Source organism: Paenibacillus sp. NPDC058174 (assembly GCF_042883865.1).
In the GTDB taxonomy this organism is placed as follows: Bacteria; Bacillota; Bacilli; order Paenibacillales; family Paenibacillaceae; genus Pristimantibacillus.
The window spans coordinates 563455-586908 of record NZ_JBHVUY010000004.1 but is presented as its reverse complement, the minus strand read 5'-3'; the positions used below and the strand labels follow the sequence as shown (position 1 = coordinate 586908).

Below are 23454 nucleotides of genomic sequence, written 5' to 3'. Positions count from 1 at the left end.
TGTTTAAACGTTCTGGAGCGTCGCGAACGCCCGGTCAAACCCGGCCTTTGACCGCTCGAACGCCGCTTCCGTCGTTGCCGGAGCATCGGCATCCTGCGGCATCAGCACCTCTTGCGCAACGATGCCCGTGTAGCCGATTTTTTGCAGGCTGCTCAAGAACCCGCCCAGATCGATAACGCCCTCGCCCGGATAAAGCCGCTCATGATCGATGACTTGTTCAATCGGCAGCGGTTTGGCATCGTTCAGATGAACATAAACGATTTGATCTGCCGTCAATTGCTCCAGATCAGCAGTAGTCAGACCGTTGGTATACCAATGGTAGGAATCCATCAGCAAGCCGATATTTGGTCTGCCGATTGCAGCAGCAAGCGCCAGCGTATCCTCCATCGTATGGATGAACGGATAACGGAAGGCTGTCCGCCAATGATGCGGCCCAACGAATTCAAGCGCCAGCTTTATTCCATGTTCGCCAAGAATATCGGCGCATTGCCGAAGCCGATTGACGGCTTGTACAGCCAGTACCGCAGGCGAATTATCCGTTGAAGGCAATATATACGTGGTGCAAGTGTCGCCGCCCAGCAAAGCGGCTGCCTTGGCACGGCGTCCCAGCTGCTCGAGGCCTGCCTGGAAGTCCTCCTCGCCATTTCGCCAATCCAGGCCCAAATCGATAGCGCCCATGACGATTCCGTAATGTTGCAGCAATTCTCTGGCTCCGTCTAATCCCTCTGATTTAATCAGACCTTCTGCATCAAGCTCTACAGCCTGGAAGCCATATTTCGAGGCCAGCTCCAGCAGCCGCTTATCGTCGCCGACGTCACAGAGACCCGCACGTGTTAATCCTTTTAGCATCGTTATCATCTCCATCTGTACACGAGTTGAATAGAATTAGAATTAAATGGAATTAAGACCAATCGAACAGAACGCCGGAGTAATGCTCCTTGTCGTTCCGCAGTCCTTCATAAGCGGATGCCGCTTCCTCTGGCTTCAAAATATGGCTGATGAGCGGTTCAATGCTCAGCTTATTGTCCGCCATCAATCCGAATACAATCTTCGAATTGCGCTCAAGCGAATGCTTAACAAAACCGTCTCTGCCAACCGGGTAACGCCATTCATGCGCACCTTTGAACGTAATGCTGCCGTAGTTCGCCAAATGCACATAATTGAATATTTCGGTTACATTCGTCTGGTATTCACCGCGCGGACTGCCGAGGAAAATCAGCTCGCCGAACTTGGCGATGAGCGGCAAATTATCAATGGCTGCTTTAGGCACGCCAGTAGCCTCGATCAAGGTCGATACCCCTTCGCCGCCAGTCAGCTTCATAATCTCTTCACGGACATTCGTCTGTCCCCCATGCAATGCTGCACGGATTCCCGTCTTTTCCGCCAATTTCAACCGCTGCTCCGATAAGTCGATTCCGAATACATTCGCTCCCTGCAATGTGGCCAACTGGGAAGCCATATTGCCGATTAAGCCGAGACCTGTAACGGCTACGTTGTCGCCCAACTCAATTTGCGATACCCGTGTCGAGGTAAAAGCAACTGTCGCCATCCGAGTGAATGGAACCCAAGCGAGCGGAATATTGTTAGGCGCTTTCAAAAGTAAGTCGTTCGTCGACACGATTTGGTACGCCGAATGATCACCATAGTGGAACACGTTCTCGCCGGGGCTAAATGCGGTAACGCCCTTGCCTACCTCCACAATTTCACTTACCGCCGCATAGCCGGGTACGCCCGGCATACCGAACCATCCCTCGTTGCCAGACAGGCAGGCGAGCTCCGTTCCGGGGCTGATCAGCGTAAATTTCTTTTTCACTAAAATATCATGCTCTCCAATATTGGCAGCGGATAGTGATGCGTCCTGCAGTTCAACCTGCCATGGCGCTGTAAATACGATCTGTTTGTTTTGCATCCTGGAATGCTCCTCTTCTTAGCCATCCTTGCGGACCGTCGAATGAGCAGCGTAAAACTGGCTGGGCGTAATGCCAACCGTCGCTTTGAACGACCGGCTGAACAAATGAATGCTGGAGAAGCCTACCTCCTCCGCAATGACTGTGATCGTCTTGTGCCCTTCCATAATTTTCGCCTTCGCCTGTTCGATCCGCACGTGGGTAATATATTTTTGAATCGTAATTTGCAATTGTTCTTTGAACAAAAAAGACAAATGATTAGTCGAAACACCTGCATGTCCGCTTATCGTCGCATTGTCGAGACCCGAGTCAGCATACCGCTCATGAATGTAGGAAATTGCCCGTTCGAGCACACCCCATCCTTTCGTCAGCTTACCCTCCTGCTCGTTGCGTCCCGTTTGGCCTTTGAGAAAAAAATATAAAAGCTCGATGACGATCGCCTTTGTCGCTAAATCGCGATTAGCCTTCTCATCCAGAAACACCTTCTGCATGAGCAAAAATCTTCGCTTCACATCCATCCGATCCGCCGTCCGCAAGTGCGTAACGGGAAAGACGGTTGCCAGTCCCTGCTCTCTCTCAGGAACCGCTCTCGTCAGCTCATTGATCAGCCCTGTTTCCTTCCACCCGCTCCGGATCTCATCGTAGAAAAGGTCGAAATGAACGATATACTGAATAAGCGGAACGTCCGACGTCGTTCGGATAATATGCGGAAGCAGCGGAGGCATCAGAAAGAGATCGCCCTCTTTGGCCTGATATTTGACCCCGTTTAATATAAAGTCTGCTTCGCCCTGCTCGATATAGGTAAAGACATGGTCAAAGTCAATCCACTCGCCGGCAAGCGAGGAAGATTTTACGATTTTGACGACTCTTACATAAGGGGAAATTGCATTCAACCAGGCTTCCATCCGTCGTTCCTCCATGCCGTTTAGATTATGCTCTTACTATAATCCATTCCCTGCATCGATCACAGCCCCGAAGCTCGGCCCGTCCAATCCTGCCTATCCCCTAACCGGTATTCCCAGTCTCTGCTCGACGAAATCTCTGCAAATCTCCAAGCTGCGGTAAGGCGTGCTCGTCGAATGGTCGATCTCAACCGTCAGCCAGCCGTCATATTGAATTTCGTTCAAAGCTTCGATAATCGGGTCGAAATCGATTTTCCCGAGGCCAAGCTCGCAGAACACCGGCACATCATTGCCTTCCATCAACGGAAAGTCTGCCGCTACCGCGCCGTCCTTCGTTACATCCTTGAGATGTACGTAGGCAACTCTTTCACGATAGCGTCGGATCAGTTCGGCGGGATTCATTCCCGCTCCCGTCAGTTGAGCCGTATCTGGCGCGAAAAAGACAGCATCAGAATTGCATAGCTCCATGATGGCATCGACTTCATTCTCATCCTGTATTTCTGTCCATAGATGCGGATGAAGACAAGCTTTAATACCAAGCTCAAGCGTTCGTTCCGCCGTCTCGGCAATTGTTGCAGCGGCAGCCTTGAGTTCCTCCAGAGTGGCAGGTCCTCTACGGGAACCAGGACCCAGCACGACATGTCCAGCTCCGCATTGTTTCAGTATTCGGGACAGCCGGACATTATAATCCACAATATCTTGACGTTTCGACGGATCAGCAAATCGGCTGTCTCCCGGCACGCCGCCGTAAAGCGCTGTCAATTCTAAGCTGAACTTTGCCAGCAATTCCTTAAACTCGCCAATATTATGTTCATATTGCAGTGCAAAGTGCGGCCATGGCTCGATTGCCCGATAACCGATTCTGGAAGCCTCTTCTATCGCTTGCAGATGGTTATCGCCCCAGGTAATGGCGTGTACCGCTACTTTCCCTCTAAATGCGTTCAACTGGCTTCACCTCCGCAGTAAAATAAAAAAATCCGGATATACCCCGATTATAGGGGTTGTATCCGGATGTAATCTTTAGCTTAAACCATTACTTTTTGTCCATAACACCGCTAAGTGCCATCTGTACCCAAATCGGCCGCACGCCGAAGGAGCAAATCACGCTCCGGTACATTGCGTGCTAGTGATGCGGCGCGTTCAAATTCACAGCGCGCTTCCTTCGTCCGGCCCAGCTTGACAAGCAAATTACCGCGTACGCTGGGCAGCAAATGATAATCTTGCAGCGCCGGTTCAGCGGCCAGCGCATCGATCAATTGAAGACCAAAGGCTGGACCAAAGGCCATTGCGATTGCTACTGCGCGATTCAACTCCACGATCGGTGACGGCATGACACGGGACAACGCCTCATAAAGAGCGGCAATACGCGCCCAATCGGTCTCTTGCGCGGTACGCGCCTCTGCATGACAGGCGGCAATTGCTGCCTGAAGCGCATAGGGACCAAGTGGACGGCCCTGCCCCCGTGCCCGGCCGAGCGCCGCCAAGCCGCGGCGGATAAGCAGCTGATCCCACAGCGCGCGATTTTGATCCATCAGCAGAATCAGTTCACCGCCGCCGCTTACGCGTGCTTTGAAGCGCGAAGATTGGATTTCCATTAATGCGACTAAACCGTGCACTTCCGGCTCCCCAGGCACGATTTCCGCCAAAATCCGGCCGAGCCGAAGCGCCTCCTGGCAGAGCAGCGGCCGTATCCAGCTGCTTCCCGACGATGCGGCATATCCCTCATTGAACATCAGATAGATGACCTCCAGTACTGAAGACAGCCGCTCTGCAAGCTCCGCGCCTTCTGGTGCCTCAAAAGAAACCTTCCCTGCGCTCAGCGTTCGCTTCGCACGTACGATCCGCTGTGCAATCGTAGACTCCGCCACAAGATACGCCTGAGCAATTTCTTCGGTCGTCAGCCCGCCTAGCAGCCGAAGCGTCAGCGCTACCCGCGCTTCTTGGGACAGACTGGGGTGGCAAGTCGTGAAAATTAGCCGCAGCAGGTCATCGCCAATCCCGCCATCAAGCGCGTTCTCTACATCTTGCACGGTGTATAGCTCGGCCCCCCGGCCAAACTCCTCATATTTCTGGTCACGCAGCTTATTCCTTCGAAGCAAGTCGATTGCCCGCCGTTTCGCCGTCGTCATGAGCCAAGCGCCGGGATTATCGGGAATGCCGCTCTCCGGCCATCGCTCCAGCGCAGCGACCAGCGCGTCATGCGCCAAATCTTCCGCAAGGCAAACGTCGCGTACAATACGCATCAGCCCGGCAATTAAGCGGGCCGATTCAATACGCCAGATTGCGTCGATCCTTTCCGCGGCAGCCGTCCTCATCCTTTGCTATTCTGCTCCAGCTGCTCCCGCAGCGCGGCTTCCTTAGCCTTCGTCTCCGGATTGTCCGACAGCTCCATCGGATCAAATACTTGACGGAGCTCAATCTGGCCTGCTCCATTGCCATGCGGATCGGGCATGCGCATCGCCCATTCAATGGCTTCCTCCCGCGACTTCACCTCAATGAGCGTGTAGCCCGCGATGATTTCCTTCACTTCGGTGAATGGGCCGTCTGTAATTTTGGGCTTGCCTCCTGGTTCCGGGTAAGAGATGCGGATCGCATTCGAGCTGGCCATCAAGCCGTCCGCCGCGAGCAGCACGCCGGCTTTAACCAGCTCCTCATTGTAGCGCTGCATCGCCTCCAACAGCTCTTGGCTCGGCATAACGCCCGCTTCCGTATCCTCCGTCGCTTTTACAATCATCATAAACCGCATATTCGTTCCTCCCAGTTATGGCCGTTTACTATTAACGCTGTTAAGGCAGGCCTCTTATTTCGCTTCCATTATGCGACGAATAAGAGGAGCCTGAATCGACCGCTTTGTAGAAAAATTCGATATAGCCGAATTGAATTCCTCTGCCGTGAGGCAAGAACCTCCGCGTTGAAGATACTAGGTGGCAGCCGCCAGATACAGCAATTTGATGCAGCAGTAACCGTGACCGTCTAACATAAGCTTGCAAAACGTCTGTGCCGCCTTATTGTCACTTAGGAGAGCAGTTAGCGAAACAGACTCCCTAATTAGCGAACCTAAATTCGCTAATGCCTACCGCCAAAGTGCAGATATGGCTCGAGCGAAGCAGGCTCGCTAATTAACGAATCCAAATTCGCTAATGCCTACCGCCGAAGTGCAGACATGACTTCGAGCGAAGCAGACTCGCTAATTAACGAATCCAAATTCGCTAATGCCTACCGCCAACGTACATGTCATGGCTTCGAGCGAACCTAGCTTCGCTATTCATGAACACAGGTTCACCAGTAACGAAGCTAGGTTCGCTATCGGCGGAATAGGGGGGGGGGATGTACCCCTTACAGCGAAGTTCACTTCGTTAATTTGCGAAGCTGCTTCGTTATCCTGCCAACCCGCCAACCTGCCATCCCAACACTAACCTGCAAAACGATTCTTTCGATTAAACAGCAGAAAATAAACCGTACAATTGACCACATTTCACCAATCGATTACAATAATTTCAACTATTAGGAAAGCGAGTGATTTTCATGCAAATGCACAAATCCGATACGTCCATCTCTGAGGTACGGAAGGGATAAATCGAATAATCCCTTCCGCAACAATTATCCACGCGGAGGGAAATGCATGTCTTTTAGCTACTACGGTCCATTATGTACAGAGGTCTACGATCATACGAAAAAAGTTGGTCAATCCTTCAATGGGGATATCGAATATTACTATGAACGACTCAAGCATTGTAAGGGGCGTATACTAGAGCCGATGGCGGGGTCTGGGCGTGTCCTGATTCCGCTGCTAGAGCGCGGATTGCAGGTAGACGGAGTTGATTATTCGCCCGAAATGCTGGCCTCTTGCCGGCAGCGGTGTGAGGAGCGCGGTTTGAAGGCAACTTTGCTTGAAGCCGATCTGCAGCAGCTTTCCTTGCCTCAACGTTATGAGGCGATTATTATTCCGGGCGGTTCTTTTCTGCTTATCGAAAAACGTGAGGAATCGTTAAACGTCCTAAGACGCCTGTACGAACATCTTCAACCGGGCGGACGTCTTCTGCTCGACCTGTTCCTGCCGGATTCCGCTAACGACGGCAATCAATTTGGCGGAACTTCAACGTTCCACTTGCCGGACGGCGATATCATCACAATGGAAGGCAAGCTTGTTGAATTCGATCTGTTTCATCAATATAAAATATCCTATCTGAAATATGAGAAGTGGCGCAACGGCGTACTGCTGCAAACCGAATTGCAGCGATTGGCGCTGCGCTGGTACGGCGTTGAAGAATTTAAGCTTGTGTTGGAGAGCATCGGCTTCACTAATGTCGTCATCTCAGCCGATTTTGAATACGGCAAAGCTCCCAGCAGCGGAAATCAGAAGTTTGTATATGAAGCTGTGAGAAAAGAATAAGTATTCAGCCGCCAATAATATGGCGGCTTTTTTTTCATCGCTGTATCTCCATTATTTTCTCATAACCGATTAATGTCATTTTATCGTTCACGACCTGTGAAAACTCGGTTCGCTTGTAGCCCATCTTCTCATAGAGATGGCAATTACCCGCTTCTTGCAGTACGGTCGCCAGCTCCCATCGTTTAGCGTCGCTGTACTTCTGCTCAATAATAGCGAACACCTGCTGTGCAATGCCTTTTCCTTGATGCTCCGGTACGACAAATAGCGGGCTGATCCGGTAAACCTGATTATCCCTCTTCACAATTCGGATGGCGCCAACTGCCTCGTCATCGCTGTTGATGAGGTAATACTGGGTGAAGGATTGATTCATACGGTTCACAATAAGGTCAATCGGTTCGTTGGCCGGACTTGTATCATAATCCCGATAGTTTTCCAGCAAAGGCAGAAACGCTTTAATCTGCATCGCATGAATAACTGCTGCATCTTCCAATCCGGACTTGCTTAATGAAACACTCATGAAAGCTATACCCCCAATCGTTATCTCAGCATCAATGCTATACAACAGTTCGCTCTTCGCGTTCATATTCCTTCCATATCAGGAAACAAAACAAGCCGGCAGCCTATTCAATAGGTGCCGGCCTGTTCAAGTGTAAGCTGCTTAGGAAGCAGCTTTGAATTTTACGATATTTTTCACAGTAATTGCTGCAGTGCTTCCTTCGTCGTAAGCCAGGTTAATATAGTAAGATTTCCCGTCGGGACTCCAGTTCGTCACATCCCAAATGTGAGCGTACATGGAATAACCCCGCATCACAAACCGTTTGTGAACCAGTTGTCCCTCCTTAAGCTCCGCAATCGACACATCTTCATTGACCCGATCTTGAATCAGAATGCGGCTCTCATCTGGCGACAGACTAATGGCATACGAAATCTTTCCAATCTCAAATTCCCCTTCACTCAGCAGCGTCACACAATTACCGGTAGCAGGATCATATAGAAACAGGCCTTCTTTATTCTTGAACTGGCCATTAAACAATAGCTTGCCGTCAGACAACGGCTGGTATCCGGCCATATACAAATCATCGCCCTCGATAACAGGCGTGAACTTCCAGCTTTGCAAATCCAGCTTATACAAGTTCGATAGTTTGCCTGTTTTTACAACGATGGGCAGATACAGCTCGTTTTGATAAACTTTAAAATCACTTGTATATCCAAACGTTTGTATAAAATCATTCAGCCGAATCGGATAGACTTCATCAGTCAACGTATCGGTAATCGATATTTCGCCTTCGTGGATGGTGTCTGCTATCTCAAAAAGCACATAGCGGCCTTCCGCATCTGCAAATTTCATATCCCGGTAGCCCATTGAATTAGAGGCCGGTGTCCCCCGCTTCTTATACAGCACTTCCTTGCTCTTGCCGCTCTCCAGATCAAGAAGATAGGGAGCCGTACCTACTCCGTACAGCACCTTTTTGCCATCCTGCGACACTTCGATTGCCGGCTTGTCGAGCAGACGGACCGGGGTTCGTTTCCCGTTATCCTCAATGTTAACGGCGTATAAGCCCTGCTTGTTATTGTAGAGCATAATGCCGTTCTGGACAGATAAAATATCATCAGCATTCAGTCCCTCGCTTAACGTCAGCAAATCGCCTGCCAACAGCGGAGATTTCATGCTTCGAATGTCCGCCTTCACGTCTTCGCTTAACAGAAATGAGCTTGACTGCTGCTTTTCCCCGCCGACTGAAGAACAACCGCTCAAAGCAATCACTACCGCAAGCAGACCAATCCACCAGCCCCGCTTGTTCCCCATCCCGTTGTTCCTCCCTGCAGCTGCACCCATAATCATATCCGCCTGCACCCCTTTTGATCGTTTCTTACGATCACTATACCGAAGGGTTGTGTCCAACTTGATGCCCGTTATTGCCAACTTATGTCCAGAGCGGAAGCTCTACCTGAACATGAACCTGTCTTCCCTCTTGGCGAAAAGCGATCGTCCCCCCATGGCTGTCGATAATGGATTGGCAAATCGCCAATCCAAGCCCCATACTACCGTGGTCCTTTATTTCAGATTCATTCACCCGGTAAAAGGGCTCGAAAACCAGCCGTTCGTCAATTTCCTGCACTTGATCCTGATCCCGTTCATTGCTCACTTGCACAACAGCACATTCAGCTGTCTGGCCTGCCTTTAGATGAATGCTTGTCCCTGCTGCGCCATATTTAATCGCATTGTCGAGCAAATTAACCCACACCTGCCGCAGCTCCTCCTGCTGCCCAACAACCGTTACCGCCTCTTGCAGCTCGCATTCTAGCTTCATATCATAGCGCAGCGCCTTAATCTCCATATCTTCACAGCATGCTTCGAGCTGAGCCGATAAATCAATCGGCACTACCAGCTGCGTGCTACCCGTTTCCTCCCTGCGGGCGAGCTCAAGCACTTGCACGACCATACTGTGCAGTCTATCGCTTTCCAGCTTAATACGTTCAGCCGCACGCGCCAGAAATACGGGATCATTGAAATCCGGCTTGCCGATAATTTGCGCATAACCGGAGATGGATGTCAGCGGCGTCTTCAACTCATGCGTAATATGCTGATAGAACCGTCTCTTGCTTTGCTCTAGCTCCATTACCCGGTTACGCTCCGCTTTTAGATGAGCCCATTGATCCTCGATTTGTTCCCTCATTCGCTCAAAACTTAATGACAGCTGCCCCACTTCATCACGCCGGCCAACCGGCAAATACGCTTTCGTCTGCTTGCCTTCCCCGAAGCCCCTCATCGCAAGAGACAGCTTGAACAATGGACGTGTCATTCTGCTAGATAAAATGTAGGTGAACAGAGTGACTACGACAAAAAGAACAGCCGCGAACCACGAAAAGCTTTTTAATATCGCATCATTATGCCGGTAACGGCTCGAATAATCGCTGGTCATACGAAAAAAGCCTTCATAACGTTCATTGGAATAGTAAGGAAAAGTTAGCAGCACAAGATGCTTGCCGTTACTCTCCGTCATCGTAACGACTGATTTATTGTCTAGAGCTAGCGCCTTGTCTGCCTCAAACGAATAGGCCAGGACCTCGGAGGGCTGCTGCTCCAGCCGGACGCTGCCGTTTTTAGTAAAAAGAGTTTCGCCTATGAAGTTCCCTTCCTTGTCATAGTAGGCAATGGGATGCCCCGTGCTTCGGCTAATGCCATAGAGAAGCGGAGTCATCCTGTCCCTCTCCTCCCTCGCTAGTTCCTCATTGCCTTGATTAAGCAGCGCATACTGCTGAATGTGATCATAGGCGAAGGATTGAAGCTTCTTCATGTCCTCCCTGATGGTCATCTTTGTCTGCTCGGTCAACACGTAGGACATATAGAAATAAAGGCAGCAGGTCGCAATTGTGAAAATGACGATAAACCCTGCCGTGAACCGCCAATGGATAGGCAAAGAAGATCCCCTTCTCATCCTGCCCCACGCCCGCTCATCCGGTAACCGACGCCAAAGACCGTCTCGATTAAAGCGGTGTCAAGCTTCTTGCGAATGCGCTGCACATGGACATCCACCGTCCTGAGATCTCCGTCATAGTCCATTTCCCACACATGATCGACGATTTCTTCCCGTGAGAACACGCGGCCAGGGTATTCATGGAAAAGAAGCAGCAGCTCGAACTCCTTCGGCTTAAGCTTAATCTCCTGCCCATGCTTGTACACCGCATAGGCTTTCTTGTCGAGCTCCACGCCTTCCGGCAGCTGCGCCCGCCCATTGCCGCTGCGGTTTACCGCTTTATCCTTCCGACGCAGCAGCGCCTTGATTCGGGCGGATACCTCCCTCAGCTCGAACGGTTTGGTCATATAATCGTCTGCGCCTAGCTCCAGACCAACGATTTTATCGATCGTATCAGTTCTTGCTGTAAGCATGAGAATGGGAATCGCATATTTCTCCGATACCTCCCTGCAAATATCGAAGCCGTCCATATCCGGCAACATCGCATCCAGCAGCAAAGCGTCAGGCTCCACTTGCTGGATCAGACGAAGGCCGCCTTTTCCGGTAGCAGCCCCAATCACCTGATATCCTTCGGCTCTTAGCGCATAGGTCAATAAATCCCGGATCGATTCATCATCTTCTATAACTAGCAGTTTCTTGGGCTTCTGCTCTTGCATCGTGCTACCTCGCTTCCAGACTGCAAATCTATCTTTTAATTATAGTCTACAGTTGTTGCCATTTTGTCACCAATAGTAGAGAAATAAGCAAAAAAGCCGGCAAGCTGCCGGCTTCATCCAATTACCTCAATTTATGCAGCAACAGATCCTGACTCACCCCTGTGTTGCCACTCGTAATACCACCTTGAAGAATGATTTGCTCATATTGACCCAAATGACTTTTTACAAAAGTAAATCGCGCATCATGAGAGGGTGCATACCACTCGCTCTCATTCCCTATTCCCTGTATGAGTCGTATTAAAACGGCATTAGGGCGATTATTAACAGCAGCATATAACGATCCTTTATCGCTTTTTATAGTAAATTGAAGCTTTTCGTTCAGCTCATAAGTACCTTCAAATATATTTAGAAATTCTTCGGTAAACGTTAATGGAGCCAATTCGGATGCTATCGTTTTATAATCTTGGATGAGCGGCTCTTCTAATTGGTTAGCAAGCTGATGTAGGTTATAGCAGTGACTGCCTCCCTTCAGTTCCTCCATCAGATTGAAAGTAAAGCATTGGATGCTTTCATGGAAATCATAAACACGCACTTCGCGTTTCAAAAGGTCATAGATATTAGAATATTGCGTAGGGTTTTCCCCCGTTTGCAAACAGCTTTGCAATAGGTTTTCGAAAGCCGCTATAGATTGGCTACTAATTTCACATAGTGCAGAATTAGCCGTATGATAGGCATAGCCTAGCGTTTGATGGCTTTTACCATAGTCGATATGAAGCTGTCCGTTCTCAAAACCGATAACGGCAGAGGCTCCCGTCTGATCCACATACATAACTTTAGCATTGAAAAAAGAAGGTTCGTTATACCTTTCATATATTTCAATAACTTGAGCTAGTGACGAGGATTCCTCTATTATTTTCTCAGACAAATTGCCCGCAAAATTGCACTTATCCGGAGAAGAGTTCCACTCTTCCTCATATCCGGAAACCCAGTCAAAAAACAAGCCTTGATCATTCATACCGCCCTGAGCCCAACCATTGAAATAGCCAAAGTATACTCTTCCATATTTACCGTCCTGAGGTGCAAGAAACCATACTTTTGTATTGGAATCGGAGTAGTCTTCATTGTTGCCTACCAGTGTGACCCCACTCTGAGTTGCTTTGAATATGGTACACATCTAACCAGCTCCTTCTACACTTCATCACTTTAATATTACCACAATTAGAAAATAATAGATTTCGAAACAAAATAAAAAGCCATTCCGTCTTCAAACTAAGGAGGAATGGCTTTTTAATCTCGCAACTGATTACGCTAGGGATGACTCTTTCAAAATCTCTTTGTTTTTCTCAAAAAACCGGGCATTGTGAGAAGACACGCCTGCCATATCCGTCGCTGTCGGCTCCATGTAGAGCTTGGCGCTATTCACCGCAAGCACCGCGTCGTTAAACGCACCGGCAATTAAACGGACCTTGCTGCCATACGTTATAAAGTCTCCGGCTCCGAAGATGCCGGGAATGCTTGTGCGCATTTTCGGATCGACCGTTAGGCCATAATCTTCCTTCTTCAGTCCCCAATTCAGCAGCTCGCCAAAATCACGGTCAAATCCATGGCTGACGATCACTTCATCCACTTCAATGCGCAGAATTTCACCCGTCTCCGAGTGCTCAAGCGCTACGCTGTCCAGCCGGTCGCCGGCGCCGTACAGCCGTGAAATATGATAGGGCGTAACCACTTTCGCAGACGCTCTCATTTGGGACACTGGCTGCTCATGCGCCGTAAATTGATCCCTTCTATGAACAACGATAACTTCCTTCGCCAATGGAATAATTTCATTCGCCCAATCGACTGCCGAATCGCCTCCGCCCGAGATAAGCACTACTTTATCCTTGAACCGTGACAAGTCTGTCACTACATAATGCAGGTTCGTCAGTTCATAACGGCTTGCGCCTTCTACATCAAGCTTCTGAACTTGTGTCATTCCCCTTCCCGCACATAGCAGGATCGTACGGGTGTAATGACGCTCGCCCGTCTTTGCGGTTAGAGCAAATACACCGTCATCTCCTCGCTCCATATGCGCGATTTCCTGGCCCAGCACAATAGTGGGGTCAAATGTTTTGGCTTGCTTCTCCAATTTATCGATTAATACCTCGCAGCGAATAGGGTCGACACCGCCAACATCCCATACCAGCTTCTCGGGATAGGTGCGCATGAAGCCTCCCAGTTCTTCTTTGGCATCGATTAATTTCGTACGCATCGCTCTCATGCCGCTGTAGAAAGCCGCATACATGCCTGCCGGGCCGCCGCCGACAATCGTAACCTCATAAATATCACGTTTATCCTTACTCATTATGGCACCAACTTTTCTACAATATAGTCAATCAGCATGCTTGTTCCGATTGGACCTTTTGCTTGAATATAATCATTGGTGCGGAGCGGGAATACGCCATTGTTTTTGACGGCGTCCAGATGCTTCCACAGAGAGCTGTCTTCCAGCTCTTTCAACGAATCGGAGCTGTCATAGTTCTCCATGCTTCTTTTTTCCAGGAATACATAATCCGGGTTGATCTCAGGCAGCAGCTCTAAGGAGAGCGGTGTGAACCATTCCGTTGAATCTTTAATAAGCTCAGGGCTTTTTAATCCAAGCGTTTCGTAAAAGAATTTGCTGACATCATCTTCGGATTTCGGGCCCAGATAACGATAACGCCTTGGCTCCACTCGCAATACAAGAACCGTTTTATCGCCGATAGCCTGGTGAATCTTTTCTTTGGCTTCTGCCGCCTTCTTATCAAATTCAACCAGCACCTTGTCCGATTCTGCTTTCTTATCGAATAGCTGAGCTAGCTTGGACATCGCTATGTGCATGCCGCTATTCGCGTCCAGCGCAACGGTAGGCGCTATTTTCGACAGCTCGTCATAGACGTTTTTCTCCATCCCTTGCCCGGGAACGATAATCAGATCCGGCGACAGGCTGAGCAATTTCTCATAGTTGAAGTCATATTGCTGCGTTGTCATTAATTCAACGCCGTTCTTTTCCAAGTAGGGCTTGCGGTAATCCGGCTCAATTTCAGGAACGACGAGCGCATATTGCGGGGCTATCCCCATTTCGATTAAATACTCGGCATAGTTGGAGCTCGATACGAGCAGATTTTTCGGTTTGACAGGAATCGTTACCTCTCCGAACATATCCTGCACTACTCTAGTTTCATTTTGGTTTGCTGCTGGTGTCTCCTCTTTCTCTTGCTCTTGCTTTTGCTCTTGCTTCACGGGTGTGTTGGAGCAAGCAGCAGCAATAATTAGTATGAATACTGCCCCCAGCAGCAGCATGGAACGTTTGAACATTGCGTATTCTCTCCTCATATTGATAATAATAATCACTATCAAAGATTATCAAATAAGGAGATACCGTTCCATAGCAAATCGTGCCTATTCGATTGGATTATTGTGCGCTTCCTGACGTGTTTCCGTCAGGCCGGACACAATTTGATTCAGAATGATACTCTGCCCGGCGATTCCGCAGCCGTCTACCCAAATTCTAGTATCGGCATAGAAAACACGGCCGTTTCTAACCGCTCTTAGATTTGCCCAGCAGCTGCTGTCCATCAGCTTCTCCATATTTTCCTCGGCGCTGAAGTTTTCCATAACACGTTTTTCTATGAACAAGTACTCCGGGTCGGCAGCAGCAAGCTGCTCCAGCGAGCAAGGATTGAACCAAGCCTTGCCCGCCTTTAAGCCATGTGGAAGCGTCAGCCCCAGCTTATGATACAGCAATTGAGACACGCCGCTGGAGTTTCCTCCTAGATAGCGGTATCCGAAGGGCTCCACGCGCAGCACCATTACAGAAGCCTTAGCTTCAATTACGGCCTTCAACCGATGCCGCGCTGCGTTCACTTCATTCGTCATTCGCAATTGGATGCTTTGTGCTTCCGCACCTTTATCAAACAATTCCGCAAACCGCTCAAGCAGCGGTGCAATATCGACCGGAAGCCCCGTAAGAACCGGTCCGATTGTGCGCAGTCTCCTCTTCATGTCCTCTGTTAAAAAATGTCCGACAATGAGTGCAGGCTCCGCTTGCTCAATGAGCTCGACAGGAATAACATACTGCGGCACTTCGAGAAGCTTGACTTGATGCTTATCGAACAGGTCACGGTGATGCCCGGACAGCAGCAGCGGAGTTGCCATTACGGCATGAGGTGTGACGCCTAATGCAATTAGCACTTCAGCACAAAGCGGCGACAACGATACGATTTTACGCTGCGGCAGCGTCCGGGCATAATTTTTAGGCGATACGCCTGTCATATGCTTAAAGCGGCGGCTAAAATAATGAACATCCTCAAAGCCTGTTTTTCTGGCAATTTCCTGAGATTTCGCTGAGGTTAACAGCAGTTCTTCCTGCGCGCGATACATTCGGTAGGCTGCCAGGTAGTCCGAGGGACGCTTGCCGCACCATTCGCTAAATTTCCGGGAATAATGCCACGGGCTAATGCCAGCAATTTGTGCAAGCTGTTCCCGCGTTATAACCTCTTCATAATGCTCCTGCATATAGGCAATGGATCGTAAAATTCCTGCTCTCGTCGTCTGCCGCTCATCCGGTTGCTTCTGATACAAGCTTCTTAGCAATCCGTACAAGAAGTATTGATGCTCAACCAGCATTCTGCTCGTCTGCTCCGGCTGTTCTTCGTTCAAATAATCGCTAATTCCAGTCAGAAAACCGCCTGTCAATTGCACTTGTTGAAACGTATCCCCTGCAGGCACCTTCCATTCGAATGCTTCATCATTATTTAAAGCGAAAGCATGGAATTGAATGAGCCAGCCTGCCAAATCCAAATTCCCGCCCTCGACAACCTCTATTACCGAGCTCGCTTCAACAGCGATTAATTGGCCAAATGCGGCGTGCACTAGTTGTCCGTTGATGCTCCACATCGCTTGACCGTCTGTAATGAGAAGGAAGGCCGGACAAGGAAAATAATGCACTTCACCTGCGGCCATCCATTTATCCTCTAATGGCTTTGTCGATTGCCAATGTGCAATCCACTGCGGCTCCTCTTGCTGTCGTTCGATTCGACTCACCCTTCCCTATGAAGCGTTCCCTTCTATAGTACCACGAATAGAAACTGAAAAAGGACGATGACAGTCCGCTTCACAGCAGCCGGTCATCGCCCTTTTTCATATAACGGGTTATTAAGCTTCTTCTTTGCGCTTCACCGGAATGTAAATATCCATTTCCAGCAGCGTATTGCGGTCACGCCAGCACCGCTCGTCATAATATTCAAATTCTACAGCACCCGCATGCTCATAGCCGGAATGAGGAAACCATTCGTTGAATATAGCCGACCAAGTAGTTTGAATCGAATCGGTGAAATGATCGAAATCCGCCTGAGGCGTCGTAAATACAGCATACGTCTGCTCCGGGTAGTGGCGGGTAACCGTGCCTTCGGGCGCTTCCGCTCCTTCATTGGCTTTGACACCGATTATATAGCTGAACTCGCCTGACTCCATATCAAATTCATCACAAATACCATACTCTGCATTCGAGCAGGTTAGTTCATACAGACGCTTGCCCATTCCCTCCTGCATATAGCGGCTCCAGAAAGCTGGAATGTCCCGGTGGTTCTGGCCGTCTGCACTCCGTGTACGAATGGAATAACCAATTACCTTAAACGCTGGTTTCGTAACGATTTGATAGTTCATCCGAATTCCTCCTAAATAGGGATTAAATCTTCGCTCGAGCACATTCACCTTGGCATAGACAGGCGGGCAAATGCCGCGCTTTCTAAATTCACCAGGAGTGACTCCATACATTTTGCGAAAAGCGCGAATAAAGGTTTCCGGCGTGCCAAAGCCGTATTTTAGCGCGATATCGAGCAGCTTATCGTCCGTATTGGCCACGCTGTACGCAGCATGCACCAGCCTGCGCTTGCGAACATATTCCATTACGGGCAAGCCTGCTATGGATTGAAAGACACGGTGGAAATGAAATTCCGAGAAATTCGACAGCTTCGCGAGATCGGCAAATTTCAATTCCTCTTCCAGTCTGACCTCGATCTCATCCACCACATGCTGAATGATACTTTCATAAGTTGGCACCCGTTGACCCCCTCTCTTCTCTTCCATTGTAGATGCATACAAACAAATGTTCTTGACCTTTTTTGCTCTATGTGGAAAGAATAACACAAATAGGGCTGCATCAGTTTGCCTAATAGCAATCTGATGCAGCCCTCTAATCGCGCGATTAGCACAGTTTAATTCTCGATAATGATACCTGCCAATTTCAAATTTACAGGGTTTGCAAGGGTATCCCCTACCGGACATTTGCTTTCCAGAAACTGCACGAACTCTTCTACCTTCTCTTTCGGAGAATCCGTCTTAATGTGGAATGTATATCGGATATCGGAATAACCCGGACGGACTGGCGCTTTGTTGAAAAATCCATCGAGATCCAGATCTCCTTCAACCTCTACGCGGAAATCCTCCAGCTTTACACCAAACCTAGGCGCATATACTCTCGCAACGATAGCTTGGCATGCGCCTAGTGACGCAAGCAGAGCCTCCACGGGATTCATCCCCGTATCTGTTCCTCCCAAGCTTGCAGGCTCATCGATGATAAGCTCGAATTGTCTAACATTCGTTTTTACTTTAACGCCATCCTGTAAATGCGCAGTTGCTTTGAACGTGTTAACAGCAGCCATCGTATAATCCCCTTTGTATGTATAAATTTTTATATAAAACCAACTTGTCCACTATGTATTATGAGTAGTATACATTTGGTATTGAATACCGTCAATCTGTCTAGCTATATGATTTGGATATACTAGTGATGCATGTAAGGAGCAAAATTCCAGCAGCTTCATAAGTCAAAATGCAAAAGTGCAGGTGGCAAGCCGAATTTTCGGCGATTTACCGCATCAAAATGTAAAAGTGCAGGCAGATCGGCTTAAAAAGCCCCAATTCGGTGAAATCCGGTGATTTCAAATGTACTTTTACATTTTGATGGCCTTTTTGGCCGATTGGGGGCTCATCAACATGCACTTTTGCATTTTGTTCCCGCTTGCGGGCAGAAGACGTGCGTGGCGCGGGTCTCTGCTCAACTAAAAAAGCAGTGGCAGGCTGCCCTTCAGCAACCTGCCACTGCCACCAGTTATGATGCCATCATCTACTGATTCAACTTCACAATGACACGAGAGACGTTGGCTCCTCCGAGCCCGCCATTGACTTTGATCGTGTTGTTCGCCCCCGCATTCAGATTAACCAAACGAGTGACTTGGCCGGTATAAGTGTTCCAGCCGCCTGTTCCAGGCAGTGTGACTGTATAACCGTTCCCCGTCGTGTCGCCGCTCGTATTAATCTTAAACGTAGTCGAAGTATCCGCGGAGGCATAGACCAAAGTTACACTGGCCTGGCCGCCTGTGCCGCCGTTCACTCCCGTCAGCTGGAAGTAAGAGCCCGCAATGTGTAGATTCTCAATATTGCCTCCCGAACGGGTCGCTCCTCCGCCGAAGGTCACATTGCTGCCGCTCATCGGATATTCTGTCTGGGTTACCGTTTGCGGTTTCAGCGATACGCTGACGCTGGACACATTGGCTCCGCCCATGCCGCCGCTAAGCTTAATCGTATTAGCCGTTCCCGGGTTAAGATCAATTAAGCGGCTGGTCTTGCCCGTGTAATTGCCCCAGCCTCCGGTGCCAGGCAGGGCAAGGAAATAGCCGTCTCCCGACGTATCACCGCTGGCATCGACCTTAAAGGCTGTTCCGGCATCGCCGGAAGCATAATTTACGGTTACCAGCGCTTTTCCGCCGGCGCCCCCATTAATACCGCTCAGTTGAATGTAGGAGCCTGAGGTATGCATATTCTCCACATTGCTGCCTGGTCTAGTCGCTCCGCCGCCAATGGTTACATTGCTTGCAGTCATCGCATAATCGGTCTTCTGGGTATATTCGGAATAGTTCTGGTTCACCAAATCATAGTACTTCGTTTCGGTAGCATGGGAGCGCGGCCCGACTGCCGGAACGCCATCTGTCGTCTGAACAACTTTCTTAATCGTACCGTCTGCATTGAAATACAACTGGTCTACACAAACGGAACGCAGTGTACCGTTCGAAGAAATTTCGGCGTTATGGTAGAACATATACCAGTTGCCTTTGTATTCTACGATGGAACCATGGGACGTTCCGCTATTTTTGACAGGGTCCAGAATGACGCCCCGGTTCGTCCAAGGACCAAGCGGGTTGCTGCTCGTCGCATAGCGCATCTGATTGCCGCTAGGATTATTGTCGGAATACATCAAGTAATAGATGCCGTTCCGTTTGAAGACCCAGCTCGCCTCATGGAAGTCGTAAAGCTCAGTGAACTGCTTGAGCGGACCGTCCAGTGACATCATATTGCTGCCCAGCTTGGCACCGTAGCTGTTGCCGCCTCCGCCGCCATAGAGGTAGTAGCTGCCATCGTCATCCTTGAATACAGCAGGATCAATAAAGCTACTGCCCGGCAAGCCGTTTATATAGCCTTGGACTGTGAAATCGGAAGCCGGCTTATTGCTTGTCGCCACCCCGATTTTCCAAGTGTTGTTCCAGTCTGTTCCGCTCGGATGAGGGAAGTAGAGATAGTAGGTTCCGTCCTTGTAGGCCGCATCCGGCGCCCACATAAAGCCGCCCTCAGGGCGTCCCCAAGATACGTCGGCAGCACTGAGGATTTGACCCTCGTCCACCCAATCGACCATATTGTCCGACGAGAAGACATGGTATTTATCCATTAAATCACTGCCTCTGGAAGGGAAAATATCATGCGACGCATACACATAAATACGCCCGTCATTCCACACATGCGCAGAGGGATCAGCGGTAAAAATACTTGTGAAAATTGGATTGCCGGACTTGACGACGGGATCAGCAGCTGATGAAGAGTACCTGAATCCGACTAAAATAGACAGCAGCATAACTCCTGACAAAAACAGATTCATAACCTTTTTTTTCATTAGTGTTACCTCCCCATTACTAGTATCCGGAATGCGATTCCGGCTGACAACTACAGCAGGCCTTCACGGTAAAGACATGAATAGCGTCTATTCGTCAATTTTCACCTCCCGGCATTCAACATGTAAAAATTGTAAATGAGCAACGCATCAATAGTGTACAGCAAATGTAAGCGCTTTTATAGTGAGACAATTATAAACTCTATTAGTTATTTTTGGCTTATGAAACCAAACGAGAGCCCTATAACCTGTTTTATTATGTAATTTGCACCAGATAATCATTTCATCGCATAAAAAAACACACCGTTCAAGCATCTTAGCTTGAAACGGTGCAGCTTTCTTCCCTTCGCTTCAGCAATAAATCGGTAAGCAGCCCCAGCTGAGCCTCCAGCGATACCGGGTCAAAATACGAGAAGCGTTCCTTACTCAGTTCAAAGACATGATTGTGATTCACTGCTCTAAGGCGGTGCCACATGTCCTGGTCTGCTATAGATTCAGCTCCTTCACCTTCATTAATGACGAACAAATAATCGGAGGCTTCTGCATAATCGGGCAGCATGGCAATTGGCATATTCTGCGAGATCTGCCTCCCGCTCTCGATGAGCTGATGCACCTTGCTTGGCGCTTTAAGCCCTAATCCCCGGTATATCGCCCAGCCGCTCCGTCCGTAGTTGTCGCCAAATACAGAGAACCGGCTGCCGCTCCCTTCGACCCGGATAATCGTTGCGGTTGGATTGCCCTTGGCTATACCTGCCGCTGCAATTTTAGACCGTGAAGCCGCCGCATTCCGTTCATAGCGCGCGATAAACTGCTCTGCCGCCTGTGTATTATCGATTAAATTGCCCACCAGACGGATATCCTCATACACGTTTCGTTTGCCGTCGTAGGGAATGACGACTGAAGGCGCTATTTTCGAATATTGGCCATATTGCTGGGAGTGGTTATCGTTCATCAGAATCAGATCGGGCTGGAGCTCCGCGATCATCTCCAGAGAAGGCGGTGCGCCGACATCGATAATTCCCTTCTCCTGTTCCTTCAGGAAGTCGCTGCCGCCCCACCACGTCAAATTCGCGCCTACCGGCCTTACCCCCATGGACATGAGAATGCCGGCATAATAAAGAGCTACAACCTTCAGCTCGCGCCGCCTTTTCGTTACGAAATGCTTCGGAGATATCCCGACCACCTGCTTGAACCGTCTGCTAAAATAATAGACATCCTCAAAGCCGGCATTACGGGCTATGACATTCAACTGATCGTTAGAAACGAGCAGCTGCTGCTTCGCCTCATTCATACGCAGCTCCGTTATATAATCCATCGGACTCTGTCCGGTTTGTTCTTTAAACAAATAATTGTATTGCCTGACGCCTATCTTTGCTTTTTCCGCCAGCTGCTTCACAGTAAAGCTCTGTGTAATATCAGCGTGCAGCTCATCAATCGTTCGTCCGACTGCACTCCGCGGATCATGTTCGGCATGTACGGCGTTCCGCTCGCACAAATAATAGAGCAGCTCCTGCAGCCGGATAAACTGCCGATACCCTTCTATTCCAGCTGTATTCGCCCGGTGCAAATAAAGCTGTTCCAGCATGGCAGACCACTTTCCGAACGGTTGAACATTGAGCTTGCCGCCCTGTACAATCACGTGCTCAAATATTCCCCCAGCGGCGGGCGCCTCATCCGACGCTGCTACCCGTTCCGCGCGAAATGACAGCCGGTAAAATGCCAGCTCTTCCGAATCGGCACCATCCACTTCCACTAGAACGCCAGGCGAAGCTATAAAACAATTGCCCTTCGCCAGCCTGCAGCGCTTGCCGTCGATGACCCCTGTTCCCTTTCCACGCATGACTCCGATCAACGTGTAATGATGCATGAACATCTTCATAGGCGTGCTTTCAGCCCGGTAATGGATATAGTCCATCTCCGCAAACGTGAACAAGCAAGTCTGGAAAGGCAAATCATTCATAAGAATCAGCTCCTTGCTGCAAACAATTGAGAACAATTATCATAGTTGTGATAGGTTTATTTTAACGAGACGGGCATACTCTAGCAACCATGAATCGTGTAAAATGCAAAAGACGCCCCAGTCCGCTTATTATGCGGAGCCGGTGCGTCTTAATGGCCTGCAGAACTGATTAAGAATGTTGCAGCAGCAGTTCAGTAATCAAGTCAAGCTGAGCTTCAATCGATATCGGATCGAAATAAAAATATTGTTTGCCGTCAAGCTCGATTGCTTTATTGCTTTTGACAGCAGGGATCGTCTTCCAGACATCGCGGTTCGCAAGGCTGTCCATCCCTTCGCCCTCATTGGATACCAGAACATAGTCGGCATCAGCCAAATATTCCGGGAGCAGCTCGATCGACAGCTTCTGAACGATTTGCGCGTTCTGATCGTTAAGCTCCTTCTCGATTTTGGCCGGCATCTTCAGATTCAGGCCTTTATACACCGACCAGCCGCCCCTTCCGTAGTTATAGCCAAAGATAGAGAATTGGCCGCCTTTTGCATCGATCCGGATAATGGCCACCTTCGCATTCTCATCCATTTTACCAGCGAGCTTCTCTCTTGCGGCTTTAGCCTTTTCCTCAAATTGCTTGAGCAGCTTCTCGCCTGCCTCCGGCTTGCCCAGCACCTCGCCAAGCAGCTTCGAATCGTCATAGACGCTGTTGGCAGGATCGTAAGGAATGAGCACCGATGGGGCGATTTTGGCATATTGCTCATAATCGTCCGCGTTATTGCTGTTCATAATGATCAGATCCGGGTCCAGTGCGGCTACCGCTTCCGGAGACGGCGGGCCGCCTACATCTACGATTCCGTCCGCTTCAACATCCTTCAGAAACGGGCTGCCTCCCCACCAGGTCAGGTTCGCTCCAACCGGCTTCATATCGAATGCGAGCAAAATATTATGATAGTACAAAGCTACAATTCGCTTAGGCTCTACCGGAATTTCCACATCACCGTTCACCGTGCTGACAACACGGGTTTTCTCTTTCTTCCCGCTATTGGCTGCTCCGCCGCAGGCGCTGACCACAGCCACCATAAGCGCAAGAACAACGCCCATCCATACATATTTCATTCTGCGTGCTTGCATCGTTGTTGACCCTCCATCTGTCTGATAATAATTCTCATTTACATTCATTATAGGAGGGGGGCATGGCTCAAA

At 49.4% G+C, this 23454-nt stretch carries 20 protein-coding genes; 1 reads left to right on the top strand and 19 read right to left on the bottom strand.

Going from position 1 to position 23454, the window contains the following annotated elements; all coding sequences use genetic code 11:
- Nucleotides 1-3 precede the first annotated feature (3 nt).
- From ACFVVF_RS21760 to ACFVVF_RS21735, 6 genes are all read right to left on the bottom strand, one after another.
- Nucleotides 4-849 carry a sugar phosphate isomerase/epimerase family protein gene (locus ACFVVF_RS21760; protein WP_387814159.1) on the bottom strand — a complete coding sequence of 282 codons (846 nt, stop codon included), beginning with the start codon at nt 847-849 and terminating at the stop codon, nt 4-6.
- Nucleotides 850-901: 52 nt separating this feature from the next.
- A complete protein-coding gene (locus ACFVVF_RS21755) occupies nt 902-1909 on the bottom strand; it encodes a zinc-dependent alcohol dehydrogenase (RefSeq protein ID WP_387814158.1) in 1008 nt (335 codons plus the stop codon).
- 18 nt (nt 1910-1927) lie between these two features.
- Complete coding sequence (locus ACFVVF_RS21750) at nt 1928-2812, bottom strand: AraC family transcriptional regulator (protein ID WP_387814156.1); 885 nt, start codon at nt 2810-2812, stop codon at nt 1928-1930.
- A 93-nt stretch (nt 2813-2905) separates the two neighbouring features.
- Entirely contained in the window at nt 2906-3754 is an 849-nt protein-coding gene (locus ACFVVF_RS21745; protein WP_387814153.1) for a sugar phosphate isomerase/epimerase family protein, read from the bottom strand.
- A 110-nt stretch (nt 3755-3864) separates the two neighbouring features.
- Nucleotides 3865-5124: an RNA polymerase sigma factor gene (locus ACFVVF_RS21740; protein WP_387814151.1), complete on the bottom strand. Its 1260-nt coding sequence runs from the start codon at nt 5122-5124 to the stop codon at nt 3865-3867.
- The gene (locus tag ACFVVF_RS21735) at nt 5121-5555 is read right to left on the bottom strand and encodes a YciI family protein (RefSeq protein ID WP_387814149.1); all 435 of its coding nucleotides are present in this window, start codon (nt 5553-5555) and stop codon (nt 5121-5123) included. The genes ACFVVF_RS21740 and ACFVVF_RS21735 overlap by 4 nt, the downstream gene beginning before the upstream one ends.
- An 876-nt stretch (nt 5556-6431) precedes the next feature.
- Between ACFVVF_RS21735 and ACFVVF_RS21730 the strand changes: the two genes are divergently transcribed.
- Nucleotides 6432-7202: a class I SAM-dependent methyltransferase gene (locus tag ACFVVF_RS21730; protein ID WP_387814147.1), complete on the top strand. Its 771-nt coding sequence runs from the start codon at nt 6432-6434 to the stop codon at nt 7200-7202.
- 34 nt (nt 7203-7236) lie between these two features.
- On the opposite strand, the gene ACFVVF_RS21725 is transcribed toward ACFVVF_RS21730, so the two are convergent.
- The 13 genes from ACFVVF_RS21725 to ACFVVF_RS21665 all read right to left on the bottom strand — a co-directional run bounded on the left by ACFVVF_RS21725 (nt 7237) and on the right by ACFVVF_RS21665 (nt 23382).
- Nucleotides 7237-7719, bottom strand: a complete 483-nt coding sequence (locus ACFVVF_RS21725; protein ID WP_387814145.1) for a GNAT family N-acetyltransferase — start codon at nt 7717-7719, stop codon at nt 7237-7239.
- 141 nt (nt 7720-7860) lie between these two features.
- Nucleotides 7861-9009, bottom strand: a complete 1149-nt coding sequence (locus ACFVVF_RS21720; RefSeq protein WP_387814143.1) for a hypothetical protein — start codon at nt 9007-9009, stop codon at nt 7861-7863.
- 118 nt (nt 9010-9127) lie between these two features.
- The gene (locus ACFVVF_RS21715; protein WP_387814142.1) at nt 9128-10624 is read right to left on the bottom strand and encodes a sensor histidine kinase; all 1497 of its coding nucleotides are present in this window, start codon (nt 10622-10624) and stop codon (nt 9128-9130) included.
- Nucleotides 10625-10638: 14 nt separating this feature from the next.
- A complete protein-coding gene (locus tag ACFVVF_RS21710) occupies nt 10639-11337 on the bottom strand; it encodes a response regulator transcription factor (RefSeq protein WP_387814140.1) in 699 nt (232 codons plus the stop codon).
- A 121-nt stretch (nt 11338-11458) separates the two neighbouring features.
- Nucleotides 11459-12511, bottom strand: a complete 1053-nt coding sequence (locus ACFVVF_RS21705) for a C45 family peptidase (RefSeq protein ID WP_387814138.1) — start codon at nt 12509-12511, stop codon at nt 11459-11461.
- A 129-nt stretch (nt 12512-12640) separates the two neighbouring features.
- Nucleotides 12641-13681: an NAD(P)/FAD-dependent oxidoreductase gene (locus ACFVVF_RS21700; RefSeq protein ID WP_387814136.1), complete on the bottom strand. Its 1041-nt coding sequence runs from the start codon at nt 13679-13681 to the stop codon at nt 12641-12643.
- Complete coding sequence (locus ACFVVF_RS21695) at nt 13681-14673, bottom strand: ABC transporter substrate-binding protein (protein ID WP_387814134.1); 993 nt, start codon at nt 14671-14673, stop codon at nt 13681-13683. The genes ACFVVF_RS21700 and ACFVVF_RS21695 overlap by 1 nt, the downstream gene beginning before the upstream one ends.
- Nucleotides 14674-14757: 84 nt before the next feature.
- The gene (locus ACFVVF_RS21690; RefSeq protein ID WP_387814133.1) at nt 14758-16401 is read right to left on the bottom strand and encodes a helix-turn-helix domain-containing protein; all 1644 of its coding nucleotides are present in this window, start codon (nt 16399-16401) and stop codon (nt 14758-14760) included.
- Nucleotides 16402-16512: 111 nt separating this feature from the next.
- Nucleotides 16513-17418 carry an AraC family transcriptional regulator gene (locus ACFVVF_RS21685; RefSeq protein ID WP_387814131.1) on the bottom strand — a complete coding sequence of 302 codons (906 nt, stop codon included), beginning with the start codon at nt 17416-17418 and terminating at the stop codon, nt 16513-16515.
- 155 nt (nt 17419-17573) lie between these two features.
- Nucleotides 17574-18020: an OsmC family protein gene (locus ACFVVF_RS21680; RefSeq protein WP_387814129.1), complete on the bottom strand. Its 447-nt coding sequence runs from the start codon at nt 18018-18020 to the stop codon at nt 17574-17576.
- A 464-nt stretch (nt 18021-18484) separates the two neighbouring features.
- Nucleotides 18485-20302: a family 43 glycosylhydrolase gene (locus tag ACFVVF_RS21675; protein WP_387814127.1), complete on the bottom strand. Its 1818-nt coding sequence runs from the start codon at nt 20300-20302 to the stop codon at nt 18485-18487.
- A 313-nt stretch (nt 20303-20615) separates the two neighbouring features.
- Nucleotides 20616-22259, bottom strand: coding sequence for a helix-turn-helix domain-containing protein (locus ACFVVF_RS21670; RefSeq protein ID WP_387814125.1), 1644 nt, complete (start codon nt 22257-22259; stop codon nt 20616-20618).
- A 169-nt stretch (nt 22260-22428) separates the two neighbouring features.
- Nucleotides 22429-23382: an ABC transporter substrate-binding protein gene (locus ACFVVF_RS21665; RefSeq protein WP_387814123.1), complete on the bottom strand. Its 954-nt coding sequence runs from the start codon at nt 23380-23382 to the stop codon at nt 22429-22431.
- Nucleotides 23383-23454: the final 72 nt, after the last annotated feature.

What these genes read in the sequence shown, in the direction of transcription:
- ACFVVF_RS21760 (WP_387814159.1), bottom strand. Translation starts at nt 849, where the DNA reads ATGCTAAAAGGATTAACACGTGCGGGTCTCTGTGACGTCGGCGACGAT.
- ACFVVF_RS21755 (WP_387814158.1), bottom strand. Translation starts at nt 1,909, where the DNA reads ATGCAAAACAAACAGATCGTATTTACAGCGCCATGGCAGGTTGAACTG.
- ACFVVF_RS21750 (WP_387814156.1), bottom strand. Translation starts at nt 2,812, where the DNA reads ATGGAAGCCTGGTTGAATGCAATTTCCCCTTATGTAAGAGTCGTCAAA.
- ACFVVF_RS21740 (WP_387814151.1), bottom strand. Translation starts at nt 5,124, where the DNA reads ATGAGGACGGCTGCCGCGGAAAGGATCGACGCAATCTGGCGTATTGAA.
- ACFVVF_RS21735 (WP_387814149.1), bottom strand. Translation starts at nt 5,555, where the DNA reads ATGCGGTTTATGATGATTGTAAAAGCGACGGAGGATACGGAAGCGGGC.
- ACFVVF_RS21730 (WP_387814147.1), top strand. Translation starts at nt 6,432, where the DNA reads ATGTCTTTTAGCTACTACGGTCCATTATGTACAGAGGTCTACGATCAT.
- ACFVVF_RS21725 (WP_387814145.1), bottom strand. Translation starts at nt 7,719, where the DNA reads ATGAGTGTTTCATTAAGCAAGTCCGGATTGGAAGATGCAGCAGTTATT.
- ACFVVF_RS21720 (WP_387814143.1), bottom strand. Translation starts at nt 9,009, where the DNA reads ATGGGGAACAAGCGGGGCTGGTGGATTGGTCTGCTTGCGGTAGTGATT.
- ACFVVF_RS21710 (WP_387814140.1), bottom strand. Translation starts at nt 11,337, where the DNA reads ATGCAAGAGCAGAAGCCCAAGAAACTGCTAGTTATAGAAGATGATGAA.
- ACFVVF_RS21705 (WP_387814138.1), bottom strand. Translation starts at nt 12,511, where the DNA reads ATGTGTACCATATTCAAAGCAACTCAGAGTGGGGTCACACTGGTAGGC.
- ACFVVF_RS21700 (WP_387814136.1), bottom strand. Translation starts at nt 13,681, where the DNA reads ATGAGTAAGGATAAACGTGATATTTATGAGGTTACGATTGTCGGCGGC.
- ACFVVF_RS21695 (WP_387814134.1), bottom strand. Translation starts at nt 14,673, where the DNA reads ATGTTCAAACGTTCCATGCTGCTGCTGGGGGCAGTATTCATACTAATT.
- ACFVVF_RS21680 (WP_387814129.1), bottom strand. Translation starts at nt 18,020, where the DNA reads ATGGCTGCTGTTAACACGTTCAAAGCAACTGCGCATTTACAGGATGGC.
- ACFVVF_RS21675 (WP_387814127.1), bottom strand. Translation starts at nt 20,302, where the DNA reads ATGAAAAAAAAGGTTATGAATCTGTTTTTGTCAGGAGTTATGCTGCTG.
- ACFVVF_RS21670 (WP_387814125.1), bottom strand. Translation starts at nt 22,259, where the DNA reads ATGAATGATTTGCCTTTCCAGACTTGCTTGTTCACGTTTGCGGAGATG.
- ACFVVF_RS21665 (WP_387814123.1), bottom strand. Translation starts at nt 23,382, where the DNA reads ATGCAAGCACGCAGAATGAAATATGTATGGATGGGCGTTGTTCTTGCG.